At 62.6% G+C, this 24,976-nt stretch carries 21 protein-coding genes; 9 read left to right on the top strand and 12 right to left on the bottom strand.

The genetic code is table 11. The features are described from left to right. Positions 1-93: 93 nt before the first annotated feature. From ATO9_RS15960 to ATO9_RS15950, 3 genes are read right to left on the bottom strand one after another with little or no spacing between them, the layout of a single operon-like run. On the bottom strand, positions 94-2,151 hold the full coding sequence (locus ATO9_RS15960; RefSeq protein WP_043751388.1) for an ABC transporter ATP-binding protein: 2,058 nt from the start codon (positions 2,149-2,151) through the stop codon (positions 94-96). A gap of 11 nt (positions 2,152-2,162) precedes the next feature. Next, a complete protein-coding gene (locus tag ATO9_RS15955; RefSeq protein ID WP_052418382.1) occupies positions 2,163-2,993 on the bottom strand; it encodes an ABC transporter permease in 831 nt (276 codons plus the stop codon). Then, entirely contained in the window at positions 2,993-3,910 is a 918-nt protein-coding gene (locus tag ATO9_RS15950) for an ABC transporter permease (RefSeq protein WP_043751384.1), read from the bottom strand. Before ATO9_RS15950 ends, ATO9_RS15955 begins: the two co-directional genes overlap by 1 nt. A gap of 237 nt (positions 3,911-4,147) precedes the next feature. Here ATO9_RS15950 and ATO9_RS15945 point away from each other — a divergent pair, with 237 nt between their 5' ends. Together ATO9_RS15945 and ATO9_RS15940 are read left to right on the top strand one after the other, a co-directional pair. Then, positions 4,148-5,233, top strand: a complete 1,086-nt coding sequence (locus ATO9_RS15945; RefSeq protein WP_043751381.1) for a Zn-dependent alcohol dehydrogenase — start codon at positions 4,148-4,150, stop codon at positions 5,231-5,233. A gap of 10 nt (positions 5,234-5,243) precedes the next feature. Next, positions 5,244-6,746 (top strand): aldehyde dehydrogenase family protein, encoded by a 1,503-nt coding sequence (locus tag ATO9_RS15940; protein WP_043751376.1) that lies wholly within the window; start codon positions 5,244-5,246, stop codon positions 6,744-6,746. An 84-nt stretch (positions 6,747-6,830) separates the two neighbouring features. Here the strand turns inward: ATO9_RS15940 and ATO9_RS15935 are convergent, their stop codons facing one another. The 6 genes from ATO9_RS15935 to ATO9_RS15910 form a co-directional block, all read right to left on the bottom strand. Further along, positions 6,831-7,517: an isochorismatase family protein gene (locus tag ATO9_RS15935; protein WP_043751373.1), complete on the bottom strand. Its 687-nt coding sequence runs from the start codon at positions 7,515-7,517 to the stop codon at positions 6,831-6,833. A 110-nt stretch (positions 7,518-7,627) separates the two neighbouring features. Beyond that, entirely contained in the window at positions 7,628-8,311 is a 684-nt protein-coding gene (locus ATO9_RS15930) for a GntR family transcriptional regulator (RefSeq protein WP_052418381.1), read from the bottom strand. Positions 8,312-8,436: 125 nt separating this feature from the next. Then, positions 8,437-9,333 (bottom strand): amidohydrolase family protein, encoded by an 897-nt coding sequence (locus ATO9_RS15925; protein ID WP_052418380.1) that lies wholly within the window; start codon positions 9,331-9,333, stop codon positions 8,437-8,439. Between the two features lie 48 nt (positions 9,334-9,381). Further along, positions 9,382-10,113 carry an enoyl-CoA hydratase/isomerase family protein gene (locus tag ATO9_RS15920; protein WP_052418379.1) on the bottom strand — a complete coding sequence of 244 codons (732 nt, stop codon included), beginning with the start codon at positions 10,111-10,113 and terminating at the stop codon, positions 9,382-9,384. A 4-nt stretch (positions 10,114-10,117) separates the two neighbouring features. Then, positions 10,118-11,500, bottom strand: coding sequence for a phenylacetate--CoA ligase family protein (locus ATO9_RS15915; protein WP_043751369.1), 1,383 nt, complete (start codon positions 11,498-11,500; stop codon positions 10,118-10,120). Between the two features lie 28 nt (positions 11,501-11,528). Then, positions 11,529-13,157, bottom strand: a complete 1,629-nt coding sequence (locus tag ATO9_RS15910) for an alpha/beta fold hydrolase (protein ID WP_081979613.1) — start codon at positions 13,155-13,157, stop codon at positions 11,529-11,531. Positions 13,158-13,295: 138 nt separating this feature from the next. Between ATO9_RS15910 and ATO9_RS15905 the strand changes: the two genes are divergently transcribed. From ATO9_RS15905 to ATO9_RS15895, 3 genes are read left to right on the top strand one after another with little or no spacing between them, the layout of a single operon-like run. Further along, positions 13,296-14,159: an isocitrate lyase/PEP mutase family protein gene (locus ATO9_RS15905; protein WP_043751365.1), complete on the top strand. Its 864-nt coding sequence runs from the start codon at positions 13,296-13,298 to the stop codon at positions 14,157-14,159. A gap of 44 nt (positions 14,160-14,203) precedes the next feature. Further along, positions 14,204-15,592 carry a dihydroorotase gene (locus ATO9_RS15900; protein WP_043751362.1) on the top strand — a complete coding sequence of 463 codons (1,389 nt, stop codon included), beginning with the start codon at positions 14,204-14,206 and terminating at the stop codon, positions 15,590-15,592. Further along, positions 15,592-17,190 (top strand): FAD-binding oxidoreductase, encoded by a 1,599-nt coding sequence (locus tag ATO9_RS15895; protein WP_043751359.1) that lies wholly within the window; start codon positions 15,592-15,594, stop codon positions 17,188-17,190. The genes ATO9_RS15900 and ATO9_RS15895 overlap by 1 nt, the downstream gene beginning before the upstream one ends. Positions 17,191-17,265: 75 nt before the next feature. On the opposite strand, the gene ATO9_RS15890 is transcribed toward ATO9_RS15895, so the two are convergent. The 3 genes from ATO9_RS15890 to ATO9_RS15880 all read right to left on the bottom strand — a co-directional run bounded on the left by ATO9_RS15890 (position 17,266) and on the right by ATO9_RS15880 (position 21,010). Beyond that, positions 17,266-18,444 carry an FAD-dependent monooxygenase gene (locus ATO9_RS15890; RefSeq protein WP_052418378.1) on the bottom strand — a complete coding sequence of 393 codons (1,179 nt, stop codon included), beginning with the start codon at positions 18,442-18,444 and terminating at the stop codon, positions 17,266-17,268. Between the two features lie 98 nt (positions 18,445-18,542). Next, entirely contained in the window at positions 18,543-20,051 is a 1,509-nt protein-coding gene (locus tag ATO9_RS15885; RefSeq protein ID WP_043751356.1) for an ABC transporter substrate-binding protein, read from the bottom strand. A gap of 311 nt (positions 20,052-20,362) precedes the next feature. Further along, complete coding sequence (locus ATO9_RS15880) at positions 20,363-21,010, bottom strand: TetR/AcrR family transcriptional regulator (protein WP_043751507.1); 648 nt, start codon at positions 21,008-21,010, stop codon at positions 20,363-20,365. 60 nt (positions 21,011-21,070) lie between these two features. Between ATO9_RS15880 and ATO9_RS15875 the strand changes: the two genes are divergently transcribed. From ATO9_RS15875 to ATO9_RS15860, 4 genes are read left to right on the top strand one after another with little or no spacing between them, the layout of a single operon-like run. Continuing rightward, positions 21,071-22,387 (top strand): flavin-containing monooxygenase, encoded by a 1,317-nt coding sequence (locus ATO9_RS15875; protein ID WP_043751354.1) that lies wholly within the window; start codon positions 21,071-21,073, stop codon positions 22,385-22,387. Next, positions 22,384-23,280 carry a bile acid:sodium symporter family protein gene (locus ATO9_RS15870; protein WP_043751504.1) on the top strand — a complete coding sequence of 299 codons (897 nt, stop codon included), beginning with the start codon at positions 22,384-22,386 and terminating at the stop codon, positions 23,278-23,280. The genes ATO9_RS15875 and ATO9_RS15870 overlap by 4 nt, the downstream gene beginning before the upstream one ends. Then, complete coding sequence (locus ATO9_RS15865; protein ID WP_043751352.1) at positions 23,277-24,206, top strand: SDR family oxidoreductase; 930 nt, start codon at positions 23,277-23,279, stop codon at positions 24,204-24,206. The genes ATO9_RS15870 and ATO9_RS15865 overlap by 4 nt, the downstream gene beginning before the upstream one ends. After that, positions 24,203-24,976, top strand: coding sequence for an SDR family NAD(P)-dependent oxidoreductase (locus ATO9_RS15860; protein ID WP_043751349.1), 774 nt, complete (start codon positions 24,203-24,205; stop codon positions 24,974-24,976). Before ATO9_RS15865 ends, ATO9_RS15860 begins: the two co-directional genes overlap by 4 nt.

The raw sequence follows: 24,976 nt of genomic DNA, 5'->3' as shown, positions 1-24,976 counted from the left end.
CCGCCGAACCGAAAACCACCCCGTGCCGCTTGGCCGGGGTGGTTTTCTTTTCTCGAATGCCGCGCCGCCCGTCAGGGCGCGCGCCCCGACCGATCAGGCCGGGACCGCGTCACGCGTCAGCGGGAACAGGCAGGCGGAGGGGTGATCCGTCCCGTCCCGCGCGATCAGCTCGGGGTCTTCGCCCTTGCAGGCCTCCCGCGCCAGCGGACAGCGGGTGCGGAACTTGCAGCCGGTCGGGGGCCTCATCGGGTCCGGCAGGTCGCCTTCGGCGGTGAACCGTTCGACGGCTTCGTCCCGGTCAGGCTTGGGGATCGCATCGAGCAGGGCCTTGGTATAGGGATGCGCCGGGGCATCGAAGACCTGGTCGACCTTGCCTGCTTCGATCACCCGCCCCAGATACATCACCGCCACCTCGTCCGAGATATGCCGCACGACGGACAGGTCGTGCGAGATGAAGACGTAAGTCAGGTTAAGTTCGGCCTGCAAATCCTTGAGAAGGTTGATGACTTGCGCCTGGATCGAGACGTCGAGCGCCGACACGGCCTCGTCCAGTATCAGTACGTCAGGGTTCAGCGCCAGCGCCCGTGCAATCGCGATCCGCTGTCGCTGGCCACCCGAGAATTCCGGCGGTCGCCGCAGCCCTGCCTCGGGCGTCAGGCCGACATGCGCCAGCAACTCGTTCACCCGATCGGCAGAGTACCCACCATTGATCCGCAGCGGTTCGGCGATGATCTCGTGGATTTTCATGCGCGGGTCCAGCGACGAATACGGGTCCTGGAATACCACCTGAAGGTTCTTCCGTGCACGCCGCAGACTGGGCCCGCGATGCGAGAAGAACTTCTTGCCGTTCAGGTAGACCTCACCGCCCGACGCTTCGAGCAGACGGAGCATGACCTTGGCCAGCGTGGACTTTCCGCAACCGGATTCACCGACCACGCCCAACGTCGTGCCAGCCTGCAATTCGAAGGAGACGTCCTTGAGCGCATGGAGCTTCTGCTTGCTCCACAGGCCGCCCCGGACATCGAAGGTCTTTTCTAGATTTTCGGCGATCAGCAATGCGTTCTTGCGCGGCCCGTCATGGGCAACGGCGGTGTTTTCCGGCGCTGCCATCTTGCGCATCTGTTCGTCGCGCCAGGCCGCCGTTTCCTCGTGGAAATGACAGGCAACACGGCGTCCTTCGCCAGCCGGGGCAAGCTCGGGCCGTTTTTCGAGGCAAGGCGGCCGCTTTCCGCCAATGGCGCAGCGCGGATGAAAGACGCAGCCCGAAGGCCTGTTCGACAGGTCAGGCACGAAGCCGGGGATCGAATAGAGTTCCTCCACCCGGTGATCGAGCTGTGGAAGGCTGGCGATCAGGCCGGCGGTATAGGGATGGGTCGGACGTTCGAAAATCTCTTTAGCGGGAGCCTCTTCCATCATGCGACCGGCATACATAACGGCAATGCGGTCGGCATTTTCCGCAACAAGACCAAGGTCATGGGTAATGAGTACCATGGCCGCCCCTGTGCGTTCACGCACCTCGGCCAGCACGTTCATCACCTGCGCCTGGATCGTCACATCCAGAGCCGTGGTCGGTTCGTCAGCGATCAGCAGGTCGGGTTCGTTCGCCATGGCGATCGCGATCACCACGCGTTGGCGCATCCCGCCCGAGAACTCGTTCGGGAACTGCGAATAGCGCTTTTCCGGGTTGGGCATGCCGACAAGCGTCAGCAACTCGATCACCCGCGCCTTGACCTGATCCTTGGAGTAATCGGGATTGTGCAACTGCACTGCCTCTCCGATCTGCTTGCCGATGCGCAGAACCGGGTTCAGCGTCGTCAGCGGGTCCTGGAAGACAATGGACATCGCCTTGCCGCGCAGCTTCTGCATCTCCTCGAAGGACAGGTCGGTCACCTCGCGACCACGCAGGCGGATGCTGCCCGACACGATCTTGAGGTTCGGCCCCAGCAGGCCCAGCACGGCGAGCATCGTCAGGCTCTTGCCCGATCCGGATTCCCCCACGATGCCCAGCACTTCGTTCTCGCGGACTTCAAAGCTGATGTTCTGCACCAAGTGCGTCACACCCTTGGGGGTGACGGCGTCGATGGACAGGTTTTCGACCTGCAACACCATCACGTCGGAATTCTGACCGGTCGGGGTATCTTCAAGCGTCATAGTTCCGTCCTTCATGCCACCAGTTCCAGTTCATTTTCGCGGGTGAAGGCCTGCGACAGGAACTGGAAGCCCGCCACGAGGATAAAGAGCGCAATGCTCGGCAGGATCGCCAGATGCGGCGCCAGGGCGAGGTAGTTCTGCCCTTCGCTCACCATCATGCCCCAGGAGGGCAGCGGCGGCTGAACACCTAGGCCGAGATAGGACAGCGATGCCTCCATCACGATGATCATGCCGAATTCGTAGGACCCCACGATCAGCATCTGCGGCAATACGTTCGGCAGCAGATGCTTGCGGATGTTCCACGTCGCGGTGGAGCCTTGCGTGCGGGCCGACAGGATGAACTCGCGCTCGCGCAGGCTGAGCGTCATGCCCCGTGCCACGCGGCCATAGGCGACCCAGCTGGTCAGGCCCAGAAGCAGGGCAAGGTTCGTCACGCTCGGCCCGATGATGGCTGTCACGGCGATCAGCAGCAGCACCCTGGGGATCGAAAGCTGAAGGTCGGCCAGACCCATTATGACATTCTCGACCGGGCCGCGGAAATATCCGGCGATCAGGCCCAGGGTGACACCGATGAACAGGCTCACCATCACGGCGCTCAGCCCGATCAGGGCCGACACCTGCCCAGCCAGAGCCAGGCGATCCAGCATGTCGCGGCCCAGCGTATCGGTACCCAGCAGGTAGAAGTCGCCGCGGAAATTCTCACCGCCCATCGGCAGCAAAGCTCCACCGAGGTCCTGTTTGTAGGGGTCGTAGCCCGGAAGAAGCGGCACGATGATAATCAGCACCACCATGATGGCCAGCAGCGTTACGGCCGTGGCCTGGGAAAGATTGAACTTGGGCATCAGGTCATCCTCACACGCGGATCGAGGAACCCGTAAAGGATATCGACCAGCAGATTGATTATCACGAACATCACCGAGATCAGGAACGTCCCGGCCAGGATCACGGGGAAGTCACGCTGGCTGACCGATTGCACGATCAGACGACCAACGCCTGGCCAGCTGAAGACGGTTTCCGTCACAACTGTCCCGCCCAACAACAGGCCGAGGTTGATGCCGGCCACGGTGACAAGCGGCAGAAGCGCGTTCGGCAGCATGTGGCGCAGGAGAACTTTCAGATGTCCCTGCCCCTTGGCGTAGGCGGTGCGTACGTAGTCCAGCCGCTGTTCGGACGCGAGCGAAGCATTGAAGAGCCGCAGGTACAGCGCAAGCTCGTAAGTCCCGAGGGTCAGCGCAGGGAGCACCAGATGTTGCCACGTGCCGCGCCCGAAGGTCGGCAGCCATTTCAGCCAGATCGAGAAGATCAGGATCAGCAACAGACCGAACGAAAACAGCGGGATCGCCTGGCGGCCAAGTGCGATCCAGGTGATCAGCTCCCGCAGCCATCGCACCCGCGTCATCCGCATCAGGATCCCCAGCACGAAGGCCAGTCCGATCCCGACGAAGAACGACGTCAGCGCCAGTTCCAGCGTTGCCGGAACACGTTCCAGCACCAACGCCATGGCTGATGTGCCCTGCCGCAGGCTATCCCCGAAGTCGCCTCGAACGGCGTCCCCGAGGAACCGGATGTATTGAACGATCAGCGGCTGATCCAGACCCAGGGCGGCCCGGATCCGTTCGATATCTTCGGCCGACGCTTCGATTGGCAGCAAGAGAACCGCCGGATCACCGGCAAGCCTGACCAGAAAGAAGGCCGCCGTGATCACCCCGAACACGGTGAGCACCGATTGCAATATGCGTTTGAGCAGGAAACGTGCCATGCACCCCCATCCCCATTGTCTTGTTTTTCCCGCCCCGATCCCGGGTGTGACCATAGCTTGGGCAGAACTTGATATGGGTCGAGGCTAGAAAGCACCTCGCAAACTGTCAACAGTAGACATACCGAGCATCGCACTCTAGGCTTCGTTTCAAGCGATATGGCTCAAAACCTAGTCGCTACCGGCCAAGCGACGCCGCGCGTCGTGGGTTCGAAGCGTCAACCAATCGAAGGAAACAAGATGAAAGCAGCCGTTGTCTGGAAGCACGGAGACCCGATCACCATCGAGGATGTCACCGTCTTCAAACCGAAAAACCGGGAGGTTCTTGTTAACACGGCCTATGCCGGCATCTGTCATTCAGACCTGCATATTCACGACGGCACCTACCCGCATCCCCTGCCCTACATCCCTGGCCACGAGGCCTCGGGCATCGTCGAAGCGGTTGGCGAAGACGTTACCTACGTCAAACCCGGCGATCATGTCGTCGGCTGTCTTTCCGTATTCTGCGGTACCTGTTCGCAATGCGTCACCGGCCACCCGAACCTCTGCGAGTCGACGGATATCAAGCTGCCCTGGGGCGCTGCCCGCCGCTATTCGCTGAACGGCGAGGTGCTGCACCAATCCTCCAGCCTGTCGGCCTTTGCCGAGCAGATGCTGGTACACGAGAACGCCGTGGTGAAGATCGACCCGGAAATCCCGCTGGACCGCGCGGCTTTGGTCGGTTGCGGCGTGTTGACGGGTGTTGGTGCGGTCATCCACGCGGCCGAGGTCGAACCCGGCGCGACAGTTGTCGTGATCGGTTGTGGCGGCGTGGGGCTGTCGGTCATCAGCGGCGCCCGGATCGCAGGCGCTGGCCGGATCATCGCTGTCGACATGCTGGACAGCAAGCTTGAGCTTGCCAAGACGCTCGGCGCTACGGATGTCATCAATGCTGGCAAGGAAGACCCGGTCGCCAAGGTGATCGAGATGACTGATGGCGGGGTGCAATATTCCTTCGAGGCGCTTGGCCTCAAGCCCACGGCCGAACAGGCCTTCGCGATGCTCCGTATGGGCGGGACCGCAACGATCCTCGGCATGTTCAAACCCGGAGAGAAGCTTGAGCTTGAGGCGTCGTTCTTCATCAAGGACCGGAAAATACAAGGTTCTTCCATGGGGTCCAACCGGTTCCGCGTCGATATTCCGAACCTGCTGAACTTCTACCAACAGGGGCGCCTCGACCTCGACCACCTGATCTCTAGCCGGATCGACCTGTCCGAGATCAACGAAGCCTTCGCAAACCTGAAAAGCGGCGCACCAGTGCGTCAGCTGATCGATTTCCGCCTGTAAGGAGACCCCAATGAATATCGCGACACCCCCGTCGCCCAGCCTGGGTGACGATACCCGGGCCTTTCTGAAGCGCAGCCTCGGCCACTTCGTCGGCGGCAAGATGACGCCAGGCACCTCCGGCGCATCGACGACCGTCCGGGACCCGGGCCGCGGCACCACCGTGGCCGAAGTTCCGCAGGGCAGCGCCGCCGATGTCGACGCTGCGGTCGCCGCCGCCCGTACCGCCTTCGAGGCAGGCCCCTGGCGCAACATGAAGCCCAACGAGCGCACCAAGGTCATCTGGAAATTCGCTGACCTTCTGGAACAGCATTCCGAGACCTTCACCGAACTCGAAACGCTTAATATCGGCCTGCCGATCGGCGCCATCCGCATGGCCCACGTGGCCGGTTCGGTGGACATGCTGCGCTACATGGCTGGCTGGCCGACCAAGCTGACGGGCAAGACGGTGCCCGTATCCTCGCCCGGCGAATGGCACGCCTATACCCTACGCGATCCGGTTGGCGTCGTGGCGCAGATCGTCCCGTGGAACGGGCCGCTGATGATGGCCATCTGGAAGGTCGCCCCGGCCTTGGCCGCAGGCTGTACCATCGTCCTGAAACCGGCCGAGCAGACACCTCTGACAGCGCTCTTCCTCGCTGAACTCGCGCTCGAGGCGGGGATCCCCGAAGGCGTCTTCAACGTCGTTCTGGGCGGGGCGGAGGTCGGCGCGGCCATGTCCTCCCACCCAGACATCGACAAGATTGCCTTCACCGGCTCCACCGGCGTCGGCCGGGCCATCGCCAAGGCAGCAGCGGACAGCAACCTGAAAAGGGTGACGCTGGAACTTGGCGGCAAGAGCCCGATGATCGTCCTGCCTGATGCCGATCTGGACATCGCGTTGCCCGCCTTGTCGGCCGGGATCTTCTCTGGTGCAGGTCAGATTTGTACTGCCGGATCGCGGATGTATGTGCACGAAAAGGTCTTCGACAAAGTCGTGGACGGTGTCGCATCGGCAGCTGACGCTTTGAAAGTCGGCTACGGCTTCGACGCAGAGACGCAGATGGGCCCGCTCATCACCTCTGATCACCGCGAACGCGTGGCGCGCATGACCGAAACGGCGATCCGCGAAGGCGCGTCCGTGGTAACCGGCGGCGAAGGGATCGAGGGCGACGGCTATTTCTACCGCCCGACCGTTCTGGCCGACCTCGTACAAGACTCGACCATTGCCCGCGATGAGGTATTCGGCCCGGTCCTGTCCGTTCTGCGCTTCAACGACGACGACCTGGACTCGATCGCCAAACAGGCGAACGACAGCGCCTATGGCCTCGCGGCCAGCATCTTTACCCGCGATGTGAGCCATGCCCACAAGATGGCCGCCCGCCTGCGTGCCGGGACCATCGGGATCAACCGGCATTTCGTAGGCGACAGCGCCCTGCCCTTCGGCGGATTCCGCCAATCCGGCTGGGGTCGGGAGAAAGGCGAGGATGTTTTCAACGCCTACCTGGAAACCAAGACGGTCGCGGCGCCCCTCTGAGCCAGGCCGGAAACGCGAAAGGCCCGGTGGCGTCCCACCGGGCCTTTTTTCATGCCTCCATGCGCCGAGACCGGCGCCAAGGCGTCAGCTCTTGATGGCCGAGAGCCCCTTCACAACCTCGTCAGTCGGCATGACGTCCGCGTATTTCGCGTTCATGTCGAACAGGTTGACCAGGTGCGAGGTCTCGGACCTGTCATAGACCGCATCCTGAGGAACGACGCAGCGATAATTGTAGGCGAAACCGTCGACGACACTGCCTCGGACACAGCCGCTGGTCGTGCAACCGGTCACCACCAGCGTGTCGATGCCACGCTCTACCAGGTAGCTGACCAGCGGCGTGCCGAAAAAGGCGCTCGGGTGGCGCTTGGGCAGAAGGATATCACCGTCCTGCGGGGCGCAATCCGGCACGAATTCATAACCCTTGGCCGACACGCCCATCAGCGCCGGAACTTTCGCCGCAAGTCGGCCGGTATCGAAGGATTCCTTCGGTGCCACATAGGGATAGATCACCGGCCAGTCGTTTTCCCGGAAGGTGCCCAGCAGCTTCTTGATGTTCGCCACAGCGTTCCAGCCCACATCGCCGCAGGAGGTTGGAAATTCCTTGATCGACTCCCAGAACGGTTTGGGCTCCGTCCCGACGGTACGGTACTGCACGTCGATGATCAGAAGGGCCGGATTCGATCCCATACCCGAGGCCTCGCCGAAGCCCGCAGCCTCATAGGCCTTCTTTTCCTCGTCGGGGATGACGTTGTCCCAGATTTCACCAGCCATGGAGAGCCCTTTCCTTCACGTGATACCGCGCGACAAACCCGCGCCTTGGGTGGCATTCAAGCCACCCAAGGCAAAACTGTCAACAGTTTTCAGGCAGGCAGTTGGGAGGTTCAGCTCGCCTCGGCCTCGTCTGCCTCCCAGGCGGACATGGCACTGATCCGGGCATTGCGTAGATGGGTGCGCATGGACTTTTCCGCCTCGTCCGGGTCACGGCTTTCCAGCGCGGCGACAATCAGCTGATGCTCTTTCAACGCCGCCTTGGCACGCCCCGGTTGGGACGAAGATTTGCGCCGCTGGATTCGAAGCTGGTAATAGATCTCGTCCATCAGCAACCGTTCGATCCGGTCGCATTCCGCCGCCCTGATAATCGAGAAATGGAAATCCTCGTCGCGCGTACGCGGCGCATAGCTCTCGCCCGATGCGATCTCCGGCTGATTGGCGTGATCCTCAAGAAGCGCGCTGAGGTTTTTCAGCTCCTTCGTGCTGATGCGTTCGCAGGCCAGTCGTGCGGCCATGCCCTCCAACGCCTCACGGGTCAGGAAAAGGGCCTCAAGGTCATCGCGGGAGAATTCGATCACGTGGACACCGATGCGCGGCGTTCGACGTACAAGGCGGCCTTCTAAACGGCCGAGCGCCTCGCGCAGGGGGCCCCGGCTGATGCCGAGGCGACGGGCCAGTTCGGCTTCGGACAGACGCTGCCCCAGCTCGAACTCGCCCGAGGTGATCGCCTCGACGACTTTCTCGAAGGCTTCGGAACTCAGCGATGCACCGACGATCGGCTTGATATTGCTCAACTTGCTCTCCCCTGGCAGGTCTTGAATACGGGCCGCTCTCCGTGCCCCTCACATTCATTGGCCAACAGTTTACCAGTGCTGACGGTTAACAGGAAGTCGCGTGGCGCCAAAAAGCGCCACCCGTGTCATTCCGGCAGATTGAACACCTTCATCGCATTGTCACGCATGATCTTGCGGCGCGAAGCGGGACGAAAATCAAGCTCATCGACCTCCTGCACCGCGCGTTCCGGGTCAATCACCCACCAATCCGTTCCGAACATGAACTTGTCCTGCCCGTAGGTGTTCGCGTAGTGGGTCGCGCTCTGCCCCCAATGCTTGGGCGCATAGGCATCGCCGGCCATGTAGACGTTTTCATGCTTTGTGCAGACAGAAATCATCTCTTCCGTCCAGGGATAGCCCAGGTGGATGCCGATGATCGTCAGCTCCGGGAAGTCGATGGCGATGCGGTCCAGCGTGATCGGACGACCGACGCTCGGCAGTCGGAAATCCTTCTGATAGACGAGGCAGTGCCCCACCTGCATCATGATCGGGATCCCCAACTCCGCGCAGCGAGCGTAATAGGGATAGTAGATCGCCGCATCAGGCGCCTGACCGAACCAGTGCGGATAGAGGTGCGCGCCGACGAACCCATATTCGTGCACGGCCTTGTCCAGTTCCTTCAGCCCGGCAATGCCACGGGTCGGGTCGATCCCGGCTAGGCCCGAGAACCGGTGCGGGTACTTCTTGCAGGCCTCGTAGATGTATTCGTAGGGAATTTCCTTCGATCCCTGCATCCGACGGTCACCACACCGCGTGGCAATCAGCAGCGACCGTTCGATACCAGCGCGATCCATCTTCTCGATATATTGCTCGGCCGTAGTCCCGTTGCGCGGGTCATCCTTCATCCGCACCTTGTTGCGGAAATTGTCGTCCGTGGGAATGCGCCCTTCGGCAACGATTTCAGGTGTGTAGTAGTTCACGACGATGTCGACGGCGCCATAGCCATCCTTCGTCTTGCTGGCATCGAACTTGTAATCGCTCACGTTACTCTCTCTTCCTTCCGACCAGCGTCTTCCGCTTGGTCTCTTGCTTCATCCTTGGGCCAGTTTCGCCTGGCGATAGGCCCGGGTCCGGGTCTCTGCCGCGTCGATCCGGGCCGTGAAATCCTTCATGTGCGGGGCATAGGCTGTACGCAGGGCACTGGCCTGGCCGTCCGGGATTTGCAGCGTGCGTTGCGCCACCTGCTCTGTCGCAGCGTCCAGCTCATCCCGCGGAACCGCCTGGGCAATCAGCCCCAAAGTCACCGCTTCCGCCGCAGTCACCTTGCGCGCCGTGCCTGCGAGCCCGGCGAGCACCCCATCAGAGACCCGCCCGCGCAGTCCTTCGATTACCACGAAGGGATAGAGCCCGACCTCGACCTCGACCTCCGGCAGGGCAAAGACCGCATCCGCACCGGCCAAGGCCAGATCGCAGGCAGACAGAAGCCCGACACCGCCGGCAACACAGGCCCCATTGATCCGCCCGATCAACGGCTTCGACATGGACTGAGCACGGCGCAGAACCGCGCCTAAACCGGTCGGGCCCGAACCCGACATTTCCGCCGCGATTTCTTCCTCTGCCTTCAGGTTCAGACCTGCGCAGAACGCCCTTTCCCCCTGCCCAGTCAGGACGACGACACGCACGTCCTCATCCCGGTCCAGACGGTCCAGGATATCAGCCAGTCCGTGCAATTCGGCGGGCGTCAGCGCATTGCGCCGCTCTGGCCGCGCGATGGTGATCCGCGCGACCGGGCCGGTCTGGTCAAGAAAGAACGGGTCGCTCATCGGATCAACGCGGTTTCCGCTCGTCGACGATACGCTTGGGCTTTGCCATGGTCGTGGGATCGAAGATCTCGTCCCGCTTGGCTTCCTCGATCTTCGGACGCAGGTTCGACAGCTTTGTGACGATACCCGAAACGGTGTCCGGCATCTCGGCGACCGACCCTTCGCGGGCCGAGATACGGACTTTGAGCACGTCAGGCGAAAACGGGTCGGACAGGTCCTCGGAGGACACGACGATCTGGTATTCCTCGAGCCCGTCGACCTTGTCGAGTTCCGACTTCAGGTTGCCAAGGTTCACCAGCGCGCCCTTGATCTTGATGATGTCGCCGGTCCGCACGGGTTTCGACGAAAGGCGCACGGTGGTCCGGCCGCAATGTGGGCAAGGGCTGTGATCCAGTTCCCCCATGTCCCCGATCTTGTACCGCAGGAAGACGGTGCCGCGGCGGTTAAGATGGGTGATGGCCAGCATTCCGGCCTCGCCATCGCCCAGCCGCTCGCCTGTCTCGTCATCCACGATCTCGTGGAAGACCTGGTCGGGCATCGAACTGTGGAAGCCCGACCCGTCCTGGCATTCGATCATCGTGCCCCCCTGCTCGGTCGAGCCATACCGGTTCACGATCAGCGTGTCGGCACAACCAAGGCTGCGCATCCGGGTCCGCAGGTCCTCACGCATGGCTGGGGAAGATGCCTCGCCCGTGGTGACGACCATGCGCACCTTGGTGAAGTCGGACTTCATCTCGATCGCGCGCAGCAATACGCGCCGGACGAATCCCGCTACGCCCCAAAGCACGGTTGCCCCATGACGCGCCACGGCTTCGACTGCTTCATCGACGCTGCGGTTCACCGGGTAAGGGCTGTCGACGCGGCCGGTCAGGCCGAACATGATCGACGCGCCCATGGCCGCCGCCTCGTCCGGTGCCCGGGAAAACGCACCAAGCGGGAAGTTGGTCATCGGGAAGAGGTTGGCGATCATGTCCGTGTCATTGATCCCCAGCAGGCTCCCGCGGGTACGGAAGAGGTCCTGGTAAGCGAAGTAATCATGCGCGGTGACGAAGATGGGCGCAGGCCGGCCCGACGTCGTGCCGGTGGTGTAGATGATCTTCCAGAGAGTCGCCTCCTGCATCGGCAGCCCATCCGGATCGAGGCGAAAGTTCTCCGGCTCTGCCAGGAATTCCTTCTTGCCGATGACCGGCAGCTTCTTCAGGTCCTCGCGGTTCTGGATATCCGCGGGGGTCAGCCCCAGTTCCTTCATCACGCGGGAATAGTACGGGTGATGATCATAGCAGATCTCGACCATTTGCTTCAGCAGGCGATCCTGCAGCGCTTCGACGTCCTCCCATGGCTGGTACAGGATGTCGGGCAGCGTGTAATCGGTCGGGGCAGTGGACATTCAGTCTCTCCGGTTGGGGTGGTCTTGGTCAGGCCGCGGCGGCCGTGAGGTTTCGCGCCGCAGGGATGTGGAAGATGTCGGACGGATCGGTTTCGATGCGGACAGGCTGCGGCAATGCAGCGATCTGCGCGGCGACGTCCCGGCTGATCAGCTCGGCCCAGACGGGTCGATAATGGTGTGCCTGTTTCAACATGGCGACCGCGCGCTTGTTCAGCGTGGCGGCGGAAATCCGCGGCGGGTTGGTGCGGACGGCCTCGTGCGACGTGTCGAACCAAGGCCACCACAATTCCTGGTCGCGCAGGTGGTGCCAAACGGGCAGCAAATGTCCGCCATCGGCGCGGGGCGTCGCCTCAGGCGCAGGGTTCGCGATGAACCCCGCACGCTCCTCTTCGTTCAGCAAGGCAGGCGAGCGCAGCAGCAAGCTGTCGACACGGTCGCCAGCCCTTTCCGCGAACTCTGAGGCGAGGGCACCGGACAGACCATTTGCGATGACCTCGACCCGGTCCCAACCCAAATGCTTCAAGATGTCGTCAATCTGCTCGCACCACCTGTCGACAGTTGCCACCCCGTCGATATCGGAGTTACCGACCCCACCGGGATCGACCGCGATGACGGGACGTGTCTCCGATGCCGCTATGATTTGCGCCTTATGCAGGTCGATGCCGCCCGGCATGTCAGGGAGAAGCAGTTGAGGTAGCCCTTCGGCCCCCAGATTGGCTCCGATCGCATAGACAACCCCATGCCGTGTCGCGATGTAATCCCGATTGTCACCACCCGTGCCGATCCGGCTCGTCCAGTCCGGCACGGCACCTTCTGCCGGATGCTTTCGGATCAATTCCAGCTCCGCCAATTCGGCTTCGGCGGGATCACGCGGCATGACACGAATGTCCGCCGTTTCGGGGTAATGCTGGATGGTCTTGAACTGGCTGTCGCCCGGGCGATTGCCGTAATAAGCCGGACAGGACACGCCGCCGATGCGGGATAGAGTGTCGTAGAGAAAAGCCGATTTGTAGACCGGCACATATGTCTCGGCCGCCTCCAGCATCTCGACCGCGCCACGGTGAAGGAAGTGTTCGTCGGGCAGGTCTGCATCCGAACGATGGTCGATATCCGCAGCATCCCAAGGCCAGAACATATGCTGGTCCCGGTAGCGGAAGAAGGTCCATGGCAGGTGCATGCCATCGCCAGACGGGGTAATCGGCTTAAGGTATTTCTTCAGGCGATCCTCGGAATAGGGCGTCGCGAAAACAGGCAGACCATCGGTCAGCATCATGGACACCAGGTCGGGTCGCTGCAGGGCCAGCGCCAGGCAAACGCTGGCTCCGGTATGCCGCCCATAGAGGGCCGCCTGGCTGATCCCGAGCGCGTCCATCCCCTCGGCGATCACGTCGGCCAGAAGTTCGATCGTGATGTCATCCGCCTGCGGCAGGTCGGACATTCCGAAACCTGGCAGGTCGAAGGCAAATGTCGTGAACTCGCCGGACCAGGCGGCCTGGATCGGCGCCATGACCTTGGCCGAACACGGGCTGGCATGAAGCATCACGACCGCAGGCCCCTGCCCGCACCGCACGTAATGCAGCAGACCACCGCCAGCTTCGACAAACCCCTTGCGGACCCCGGTATTGTCGGACTTGGTCTGCGCCATAGTTTCAGTCATCTGGGTCCCTCTGAGCCTGGGTTCGGCGGTTTCGCCTTTATAACTGTTGACAGTTTACATCACAGGATAAAGACTGTGTCCAGTAGCGAGGGATTGTGGCATCAGGCGATCCAGCAAATTGCTTAAGGAGACATCAGCGTGACGACGAAAGCCGCACGACTTAAAACCATTTTCGCCAGACGCGATGCCGCGCTCATGCCCGGCACGCCCAATGCCCTGTTCGCGAATGTCATTGAAAACCTTGGATATGAATGCGCCTACATCTCGGGCGCAGGCGTCACCAACATGTATCTCGGCGCGCCCGATGTTGGCCTGATCACCATGTCCGAGATGACGGACCATATCTCTGCAATTTCGGATGCAATCGACATTCCGCTGCTGGTGGACGGCGATACGGGCTTCGGCAACGCGATCAACGTGGGCCGCACCGTGCGCAGCTATGAACGCGCCGGCGCATCCGGTATCCAACTGGAAGATCAGGTTTTCCCCAAGAAATGCGGTCACTTCGCAGGCAAGGCCGTGGTGTCGACAGATGAGATGCTGCAGAAGATCCGCGCCGCCGCCGATGCGCGGCAGGATGATGACTTCCAGATCGTTGCCCGCACCGATGCAATTGCGGTGCACGGTATCGAAGAGGCTCTCGAGCGCGCGCACAAGTTCATCGAGGCAGGCGCCGACGTCACCTTTGTCGAGGCCCCCGAGACGCGCGAAGATCTGGCCCGCATTGCCTCTGAACTGCCCGTGCCGCAGATTTTCAATTATGTCTTCGGCGGCAAAACGCCGGCGCAGAGCCACGATGACCTGAAGCAGATGAATTTCGGCGCAGCGCTTTTTGCCAATGCCGCCCTGCAGGCCGCACTGCGCTCTGTCACCGACGTCCTTGGCACGCTCAAGGAAACCGGATCGCTGGAAAGCGTCCGTGACCAGTTGGCCAGCTTCGAGGAACGCCAGAACTCTGTCCGCAAGGACGCCCATGACGCGCTGGAAAAACGGTACGCCTGATCGCGCGTCCCGCCCGATCCGTTCAAGTTATCAAGAGAGGCCCCATGTTTGATCTTCTCATCATCAATGGCCTGGTCATCACGCCGGGCAACGACCCTGCCCCGCTCGACATCGCCGTCAAGGACGGGAAGATCGCAGCGGTGATGGAGCCCGGCACCGCCGTCGAAGCAAAGGAAACGCTGGATGCGGGCGGCAAGACCGTCATGCCCGGCGCGCTGGACGTTCATGTGCACCTTGGCCACGGCAATGACATCTCGCGCCCCCGCGCTGCATCTGATGCGGCCAGCGAAACCGCGGCGGCTGCCAGTGGTGGCGTGACCACGTTCATCGCCTATCTGCTCGCCGCCGAGGAACTTTCGACCATCTTCGACGATGTCGTCGCCACGACCGAGGCCGGCGCCCGCGTCGATTTCGGCTACCACCTGATCATCTCGACCGAGGATCAGCTGGCCAACGTGCCGAAATACGTCTCGGACTACGGCGTGCCCAGCTTCAAGATTTTCATGAACAACCGAAACGGCGAAGGCAAACGACTTGGCCTGCCGGATATCGACGACGCCTACCTCTTCCGACTGGCCGAGGCCTGCGCGGCCAATGGGGGCATGGTCTGCCCCCACCCTGAAAGCATCGAAGTCGCCCATTACCTGCGCGAAAAGGTGATGAAGGACGACCCCGAGGGCAAAGGCGGCCTGGCGACCTGGAATGCGACCCGTCCGCCCTTTGTCGAAGCCGATGCGATCCAGCGCGCCTCGCGGCTCTGTAAATCCGCCGGGTCCCCGATCTACGTCGTGCACACCTCTTCGGGTGAGGCCTTCGACGCCGCCCTGGCCGCACGCCAGCAGGGTGTCGACATCACCATCGAGACCTGCCCCCACTACCTGACACATGACGTCACCTGGGAGCGGGGCACCGTCGGCAAGATCAACCCGCCACTGCGCGAAAAGGAAGATTGTGACGCACTGTGGCAGGCGATCATCGACGGCCATGTCGATACCATTGCCAGCGACCACGTGCACCGCACCATCGCTGGCAAGGATGGCGGCATCTGGAAAGCATCCCCCGGCTGCCCGGGTCTCGAGACGATCCTTCCTGTCATGCTGACCGAAGGCCACCACAAGCGCGGCGTACCTCTCAACCGGATCGTGTCCATGCTGTGCGAGGTCCCGGCGAAGTCCATGGGGCTCTGGGGGCGCAAGGGCGCGATCCGGCCCGGCTTCGACGCTGATATCGCGATCCTCGATCTAGACGCGGAATACGAAGTGACCCAGGACAGCCTGCTCAGCGATGCCGGTTATTCGATCTACGAAGGCTGGACGATGCGCGGCAAGGTGACCGACACGCTGGTCCGTGGACGCGCGGTGTTCCGTGACGGGGTCATCGTAGAGGGCTCCGATGGGCATGGCCGCTACCAGCGCCGGTCGCTGTCGGCCTGATGATGACCGCCCAACCCCGCTCTGCCGCGCCGCTCGACGACCTGACCGCACGTCTGCCCAATCTGGCGATCACCACGGACGATCTGTCCCTGTATGGAACGGATGTCTATTACGGGGCAGAACACCTTCCCGCCGCGTTGGTGCGGCCTTGGGATGAAACAGATGTCGTCAAGCTGGTTCAGGCCGCGCGCGAACTGGGTTTCAGCCTGAACATGCGTGGCGGAGGGTTGTCCTATTCCGCCGGGTACCTGGCCAAGAACGATCACAGCCTGCTGGTCGACCTGTCGGCCATGACCGAGATCATCGAGCTGAACCTGACGGATCGCTTCGTCACCGTGCAACCCGGCGTGACATGGTCTGCCCTGCGCGACGCCCTGCGCCCGCACGGCATGACCACGCCCTTCTGGGGTACGTTTTCGGGACTTCACGCCACCATCGGTGGCTCTGTCTCGCAAGGGGCAAAGTTCTATGGCTCCGCATCGCGCGGCGGGTCCGCGGAATCCGTCCTTGGCCTGCGGGTCGTCACAGGCCGGGCCGAGATTCTGACCACCGGATCGGCCTCGGCCACTGGGCGCGCCAGCCCCTTCTTCCGCAATTACGGCCCTGACCTGACCGGGATGTTCCTGGGCGATTGCGGTGCCTTCGGCATCAAGACCGCGATCACGCTGCAATTGATCCCGACCGCGAAGGAAGAGGCTTATGCCTCCTTCTCATTCGACGACCCGGCCGCACAGATGGGCGCCATGGCGCAGATCGGGGCAGAGCTTCTGGCCAGTGAATGCAGCGGTATCGACCCGTTCACGGCCCGCACCCGTATGGCCAGCCAGGGGTTCCTGTCCGATCTCAAGACCATCGGCCAGGTGGTGACGGAAGCAAACAGCCTGACCCACGGCCTGCGGGATGCCGCCCTGATCGGCCTGTCAGGCCGTCGGTTTGCCAACAAGATCGGCTACCTGATGAACACCATCGTCGAGGGGCAGGATCGACACGAGGCGAACCGCAAGATCAAACGCGTCCGCCAGATCGCGAAGGATGCCGGGGGCCGCGCCGTGCCTGCCTCCGTCCCGCGGGTCATGCGGAAAATCCCTTTCCCGCCAATGAATAGCCTGCTGACGCCCTCGGGAAAACGCATGGCCTGGTTGCATACGGTAGTGCCGAACTCTCGTGGCGGTGAGGCCTTCACTCGGACCGAGGCTGTCTTCACCCGCATGAAGGACGAACTGAAACAGCATGGCATCGCCCATGGCTACCTGTTGTCAACCCATGGCCCAACGGCTGTCGGGGTGGAAACGCTGATCCGTTGGCCGGATGCTCCGCTGCCCCTGCATCTGCATTTCATGTCGGACGCGGAACAGGCCGCGTTGAAACGGCGCGACGACAATCCCGCAGCCCGCGCAGTCCTCAAACGCCTCTCGAACGAGATCCTCGCCGATTGGAAGGACCTTGGGGGCGTGCACGTGCAGATCGGTCAGAAATACCCCTATTTCGAGACCCGACAGCCCGAGGTTCAGACGCTCCTGCGCCAGTTGAAGGCCTTGCATGATCCGGATGGCATCATGAGCCCCGGGAACCTCTTCGAGTTGCGCGACGATCATTGAGTGTCACCGAAAAAGAAACCGCCCGATGCAGAACATGCACCGGGCGGTTTTTCTTTGTTTCCCAAAAGGCGCAGTTCAGATCGCCACGGTCGCCGGATCATATGCGAACAGGGTCTTGTCCGAATGGGGCCGCTTCTTGCTGGCGAAGCCATCCGTATCCGGGTCCTGGAAGATACGTCCCTGCTCTCTCGACTTCTCGAAGATGTCGTCGGTTCGCGGTTTGCGGGCGGCCTCATACCGGGCAAACGCACCGGGCAGATCATCCGGCGTCGCGGCAATGGCGCGTCCCAGAACGACGCCATCCTCGACAGCCATGGCACCGGCCAGCCCAAGGAACGGCAGGATCGGATGGGCCGCGTCGCCTAGAAGCGTGATTCGGCCCTTGGTCCATTCCGCCAACGGTTCGCGGTCATAAAGCGCCCATTTGAACAGACCCTCTTCCGGCGCCTCGCGGATCAGGCCCGTCAGGCTTTCGTGCCAGCCCGCGAACTTCTCCAGGAATTCCGCGCGGGTGGCCGGACAAGCCCAGCCCTCTTCAGTCCAGGCAGCGGTTTCCACAATCCCGATGCAGTTCAGCAATTTGCCCTGCCGCACGGGATAACGATTGAAGATCGCTCCGGGTCCCACATAGGTGCCAGCCGGGTGATCCTCCAGCAGATGGGCCACACGTTCCATTGGGATCAGGCTGCGATAGGCCACCTGCCCGCGGAACTGAGGCATCGGAGTGTCGAACAGGCAGTTTCGCACGGTCGAGCGTGACCCGTCCGCCCCGATCAGCGCGCGTCCCTTCAGGACCTCGCCATTTTCAAGCGTGACACTAACCCCGATCTCGTCCTGTTCCACCCCCGCAACGCGCGCGTTGAGGCGGATCGCACCGGGTGACAGGGCGCGGATCGCATCGACCAACATGGCGTGGAAATCGGCCCGGTGGATGCGGTGATACCAGCTGACACCGTTCTCATCGGTAACCTTCCCGACGCCGGTGATCTCTCCGATCTGTTCGCCGGTACGGTAGTGAAAGATATAGGGCTGACCCGACATATCTGCGACCTCTCGCAGGTCGTCCCCCAGCCCCAGGAAGTCGACCGCCCGGGTCGCGCTCGGCTGCACGGTCAGCCCGGCCCCGACCTCGCCCAGTTCCGGCGCCTGCTCCAGAACGCGGACATCCTGACCCGCCCGCAGCAAAGCCAGAGCGGCACACAATCCGCCGATACCGGCGCCGGCGATCAGAATGGGGTCAGAGGATGCGCTCATGGGGTCACTCCTGCCCGGACCGCGCCGGGTGAACATTCGTTAAATTGGGAGGGTCAAAAAAATCGGGGCGCGCCGCAGCACGCCCCGACAGGTTCGGCTCAGTCGAAGGCGTAGAGCCGGACGATGCCGTCGGTATAGGGCTCGTAGCCCACTTCGGTCTTGGCGCCGTAGACGATGTAGAGGTCCCACAGCGGGATGTACTGACGATCCGCGTTGCCCAGGCGGAACGCCTCGGTGATCAGTTCCTGCTGGCGCTCGGGGTCGGCCTCCTGGCGCTGTTCCTTGATCAGGGCGCTCATTTCAGGATCGGCGCGGTAGTTGTGTGCGCCTTCCTCGAAGATCGAGGCCAGAACGGTTTCCGCGTGGAACTGCGAAGACCCAAAGGCGAAGAAGTGCATCTTGTCCAGCTGGTTCTGGATCCAGAGCGGGAAGAACGCGGTGAATTCCAGCGAATTCAGCGTGACATTCAGACCCGCCTCGGTCAGGTAGCCGGCAATGGCCTGGGCCTGCTCGTTCGCCATCGCAACGTTGTTGTTGGGATAGTCGATCGAGATTTCCTCGCCGTCGTAGCCAGAATCGGCGATCAGCTGCGCGGCACGCTCGGGATCGTATTCAACAGGATCGAAAACGGGTTCGTAGCCTTCGTTGCCCGGCGGGATCATCACACCGCTTGCCTTGGCAGAGCCGCGCATCAGGCGGTCGGCGATGGCGTTGCGGTCGATGGCAATATCCACGGCTTCGCGGACCATCGGATCATCGAAGGGCGGCTGGGTCGGGTCCATGGCCAGGTAAGCCACGCGGAAGCCCGGTGCCGCTTCGACGGTCAGGCCTTCCTGGCCTTCCAGCATCGGCATCAGCGACGGCGGCAGCTCCGGCACGATGTCAATTTCGCCCGACAGCAGCGCGTTTGCACGACCGGCCTCGGACGGGATCGGACGGAATGTCGCCTTCTTGACCGAGGATTTCTCACCGTAGTGATCCTCGAACTGTTCCAGGACCATCCGGTCGTCCTTGATCCACTCGACCATCTTGTAGGGACCCGAACCGATCGGCGCGGTGGCATAGCCTTCGTCACCAACCTCTTCCCAGTAGTCCTTGCTCATGATGTAGGTGTACTTGGTCTGACGGTCGAAGATCGCATAGGGCTGCGACACCGTGAACTGGACGGTGTACTTGTCCAGCGCCTCGACGCTTTCCACCAGCTTGAGGAAGTTGCGGACGGGCGTCTTGTCGTCCGCGAGGATGCGCTCGACGGTCCAGACGACGTCTTCGGCCTCGACCTCTTCGCCGTTGTGAAACAGCATGCCTTCGCGCAGTTTGAAGGTCCAGGTCAGCAGGTCGTCGGAATGCTCCCAGGATTCAGCGGCGCGCGGCAGGACGGAACCGTCCTTGCCGATCTGCGTCAGCGCCTCGAAGACATTCAGGCGATAGTTCAGCGCGATCGGTGCGGTGTCCTTGCTGGGGTCCAGCGACGGGAAGTCACCCGACAGCGCGATGGTCAGTTCTTCCGGCCCCTCCTGCGCCATGGCGGCAGGCCCGGCCACGGCCAGCGAGGCTGCCACGAGGGCAGACCCGAAGGTCGTCCGGAAACGGTGGAAATAGGTCATAAAGGGTCTCCCTACGGTTTTTCGATCACTTGTCCGCTGCGCCCGGAAACGGGGACTGTCCCAGGGCACGGTCTTTTTGTTGCGGCCGGTGCATCCTCGCGGAGCACCGCCCGATGCGTTCAGGCTAAGTGCGGAAACAGCAAACTGTCAACAGTTTGCCGATCCAGCGGGTAACTCTGGGTAAATCCAAGAAAATTGCGCTGAATGCTTGTGCAAACAGGCAGATTGACCTGTCTACATCTTTGCAACGTCAGGCACGAATCCTGCTCGCATGTTGAAAAATATGCCCGCGAGTATCTCTCACGTGATCTTCAGGTTCTCAGGCCCGCGGCACAGAAACCTATCAGGTGACCAACCTGCTCCTCTTCCGGAGTGACACCCCCGCCAAGGGCCTCAATACGCTTTTGCGTGGTCAGAAGGGCCAGCAGCGCAGATACGGCAAAGACGAAACCCTCGGCGACCTTCAGACGGGACTTCCCTGGCAGGCATATCATCATCTCGGCAAGGAACACTTCGGCAGTTTCGTCGAAACACGCCGCAGAAATCTCGCGCCACCTGTCATCAGCCGAAACGAAGGCGACAAGCCGGGCATAGTCGCGCCAACGAGGATCGTCTCGCGACAAGTCGAAGAACGGCCGAATGAAGGCGCCCAGCACCCCTTCCAGTCCCGGATCACCCTGCTCGCGCAACCGCTGTAAAGCATCCAATCGGGCCTGCGACAAGTCTGCGGCGCGGCGCGCGACCGTGCCATGGAACAACGCTTCTTTGCCGCCGCCATGGTGATGTATGGTACCGACCGGCTCACCTGCCTCAGCCGCGATATCGCGAATGGTCGCACCATCGAATCCCCGCGCCGCAAAGACCTTCTCGGCCGCATCAAAGACGCGCTTTCGGGTGGCAAGTGCCCTCTTTGAAGGGGCTCTTTGTCGTTTCGCGTCAATGCCTTGAAGACCTGTCATGAAAACAGCTTGTCTTATTTTGAACATATGTTCAAGTTAAAGCTATCTAGGGAGGATGACATGACCGAAACGCGCGACAGGCTTGCCCTGATAGGGGCCGGCCCGATGGGACTGGCAACCGCGAAGGTGCTTCAGGAACAGGGCATCGCCTTTCAGGGGTTCGAGTTGAATTCCGGCGTCGGCGGGCTTTGGGACATCGACGCCCCCCGCTCGACCATGTACGAGACCGCGCACCTGATCTCCTCCAAGCGGATGACCGAATTCACCGACTTCCCCATGCGGGACGAGGTCGCGGAATACCCCTCGCACCGCGAGATTAAGCGCTATTTCGAGGAGTTCGCGGATCACTACGACCTGGCCCGCCACTACCGTTTCGGGGCCGAGGTGCTGTACTGCACGCCGCTCGGCGGTCCCGGCGACGGCTGGCGGATCACCTGGCGCGACGCCGAGGGCGAGCACACCGAGGATTACGCCGGGCTGCTCATCGCCAACGGCACGCTCAGCACCCCCAACATGCCGACCTTCAAAGGTGAGTTCACCGGAGAGCTGATCCATTCCTCCGCCTATCGCCATGCCAGCCAATTCGACGGCAAGCGCGTGCTGGTGATCGGCGCGGGCAACTCGGGCTGCGACATCGCGGTCGACGCGATCCACCACGGCACCTCCTGCGACCTGTCGATGCGGCGGGGATATTACTTCGTGCCGAAATACGTCTTCGGCAAACCTGCCGACACATTAGGCGGCGCGATCAAGCTGCCGATGGCGCTGAAGCGGATCGTCGACGGGGCAATCCTCAAGTGGTTCCTGGGCGATCCGCAGAAATACGGGTTTCCCAAGCCCGATTACAAGCTTTACGAAAGCCACCCGGTGGTGAACTCGTTGGTCCTCTACCACGCGGGGCACGGCGATATCGCGATCCGCCCCGACATCGACCGGTTCGATGGGAAAACCGTCCATTTCAAGGACGGCACCAGCCGCGACTACGACATGATCCTGGCGGCGACGGGCTACAAACTCGACTATCCGTTCATCGACAACACCCTGCTGAACTGGCAGGGGGACGCGCCGCATCTTTACCTCAACTGCATGCATCCGCGGCGGGATGATCTCTTCGTGCTGGGCATGGTCGAGGCTTCGGGCCTTGGCTGGCAGGGCCGCCATGAACAGGCCGAGATGGTCGTGCGCTACATCAAGGGCCTCCGCGAGGGCCGGGCAGACGCCAAGGCCCTGCAAGAGACCAAGGCGCAGGGCTTCGACCGCGCCACCGGCGGCATGAACTACATCGACCTGCCGCGCATGGCCTATTACGTCGACAAGGCGACCTACAGAAAGGCCGTCACCGGGTGGATCTCCCGGTTGCGGGGGAAAGCGGCATGATCGACGAGGCCGTTCTCGATTTCTCGCCCGGGTCGCTGATGCTGCTGAACGGCATCCTTGCGATCGTCATGTTCTCCATCGCGATCGACCTGCTGCCGCGCGACTTCCGTGTGCTGGCCCGCGCGCCGCGCCCGCTGATCGCGGGGCTCGTGTCGCAATTCGTGGTTCTGCCGGTGCTGACCTTCCTGCTGGTGCTGGTCACGCAACCGCAGGCCTCAGTCGCGCTTGGCCTGATCCTCGTCGCCGCCTGTCCGGGCGGCAACATCTCGAACTTCATCACCCACCGGGCGGGGGGCAACGCGGCGCTTTCGGTGTCGATGACCGCCTTCGCGACCGTCGGGGCGATCCTGCTGACCCCGCTCAACATCGCCTTCTGGGGGAGCCTCTACGGCCCCTCGGCCGAGATCCTGCGCGCCACCTCCGTGGAGCCGGTGCAGATCGCGATCACGGTCAGCCTGATGCTGGTCCTACCGCTGGTGCTGGGGATGCTGTTGAACACGAAACGCCCGACGCTCACCGCCAAGTTGCGCAAACCGCTACAATGGCTGTCGATGGCGATCTTCATCGCCTTCATCGCCGTGGCGCTGGCGGCCAACTGGACGCAATTCCTGGCCTATGCCGGGGGCATCGCGGGGCTGGTGATCCTGCACAATGCGCTGGCGCTTGGCGGTGGCTATGCAACTGCGACCGTCGCGGGCCTCGCGCCCTTCGACCGTCGCGCCGTGACGATCGAGACAGGGATCCAGAACTCGGGCCTCGGGCTGGTGCTGATCTTCGCCTTCTTCGGCGGGTTGGGCGGCATGGCCGTGGTCGCAGCCTTCTGGGGCATCTGGCATGCGGTTTCAGGCCTCGCCCTCGCCGCTATCATGTCGAGGACGGAGGCCGCCCGATGACCCGCATCCTGATCACCGGCGCCGCCGGCATGGTCGGCCGTGCATTGGCCGATGCGTTGCCGCCCGACGATATCGTCGCGACCGACCTGAACCGGGGCGCCCTGCCCGATCACATACGGTTTCGCCGGATGGATGTGACCGGCCAGGACCCGGAAACCATCATCGCGGAAGAGCGACCGGAAGTCGTCGTGCACCTTGCCTCTATCGTCACGCCGCCGCCCGGCATGACCCGGGACCAGGCCCACGCAGTTGATGTCACCGGCACCCGAAATGTTCTGGCAGCCTGCGCAACTTACGGCGTACGTCGACTGGTCGTCACCAGTTCCGGTGCGGCTTACGGCTACCATGCCGACAACCCCGTGCCCCTGACCGAAGACGCGCCTTGCCGTGGCAACCCGGAATTCGCCTATGCCGACCACAAGCGCCAGGTTGAAGAGATACTGGCCGCCGCGCGCGAAACCCATCCCGAGCTTGAACAGGTCGTTCTGCGGGTCGGAACCGTTCTGGGCGCGGGCACAGACAACCAGATCACGGCGCTATTCCATCGTCCCCGACTGCTCGCGGTGAAGGGCAGCGACAGCCCCTTCGTCTTCATCTGGACCCGCGACCTGGCCCGGATCGTGCAGCGCGCGGCGACCGACGGGCCGGCGGGCATCTTCAACGTCGCGGGCGATGGCTGGTTGAGCGTCGACGACCTCGCTGCAAAGCTGGGCAAGCCCGTGCTTCGCCTGCCCGCCTGGGTGCTTAAGACCGCACTCGCCATCGCCCGGCCATTGCGGCTGACGCGCTACGGCCCGGAACAAGTGCGCTTCCTGCAATACCGTCCCGTGCTGGCGAATGACCGGCTCAAGACGGTTTTCGGCTACGAGCCTGAGCTGAGTTCGGCCCAGGTTTTCGACCTCTGGCAGAAGGAGGCCGGGCTATGACCCAGACAAAAAAAAGCGCCGTGATCTCAGGCGGCAACGGTGGCCTTGGACGCGCCCTGGCCGACCGGCTTGAGGCCGATGGGTGGCACTGCATCCTTCTGGATATCGACGTCTCCGGGCTTGAGGCAACAGCCAGCCGGACCCCTGTCGCGGTGGACCTGACCGACACCCCCGCCCTCGCTCAGGCCGCCCAGGCGATCATCGCCGCACGCCCGTCCATCGACCTGGTGATCTACAATGCAGGCGTCTCGCAAATCGGCCCCTTTGCAGAGGCCGACACCGCCAGCCATCGCCGCGTTTTCGAGATCAATTATTTCGCCGCCGTCGAAATGGCCCGCGCCTTCCTGCTCCCCTTGCGCAAAAGCAGCGGCACGCATCTGGCCATTTCCTCGGTCGCAGGGTTTGCGCCTTTGCACAACCGGACAGCCTATGCCGGGTCGAAACACGCCCTGCAGGGCTTCTTCGCCTCGCTCCGGTCAGAGGAGGCGGCCCATGGCGTGCGCTGCCTGATCGCCGCTCCCAGCTTCGTCGCCACCAATATCGGGCGGCCGGAGGCGTCGAAGGATGGCATCCTGCGTCCCGGCTCTGCTGCGGACGGGTTGGATTACATGTCACCCGAAGACGCCGCGAAAGTGATCCTGGACGGCTATGTCCGCAGCAGGGAGTTCATCCCCGTGGGCCGCGTCGCGCGCCTGTCATCCTGGCTGATGCGCGCCTCTCCGGCGCTCTACCAGAAAGCCATGCGGCGCAACATCAGCGGCAAGGGCTGA

The organism is Pseudooceanicola atlanticus (genome assembly GCF_000768315.1).
In the GTDB taxonomy this organism is placed as follows: Bacteria; Pseudomonadota; Alphaproteobacteria; order Rhodobacterales; family Rhodobacteraceae; genus Pseudooceanicola; species Pseudooceanicola atlanticus.
This window is presented reverse-complemented; position numbering and strand designations above follow the sequence as displayed.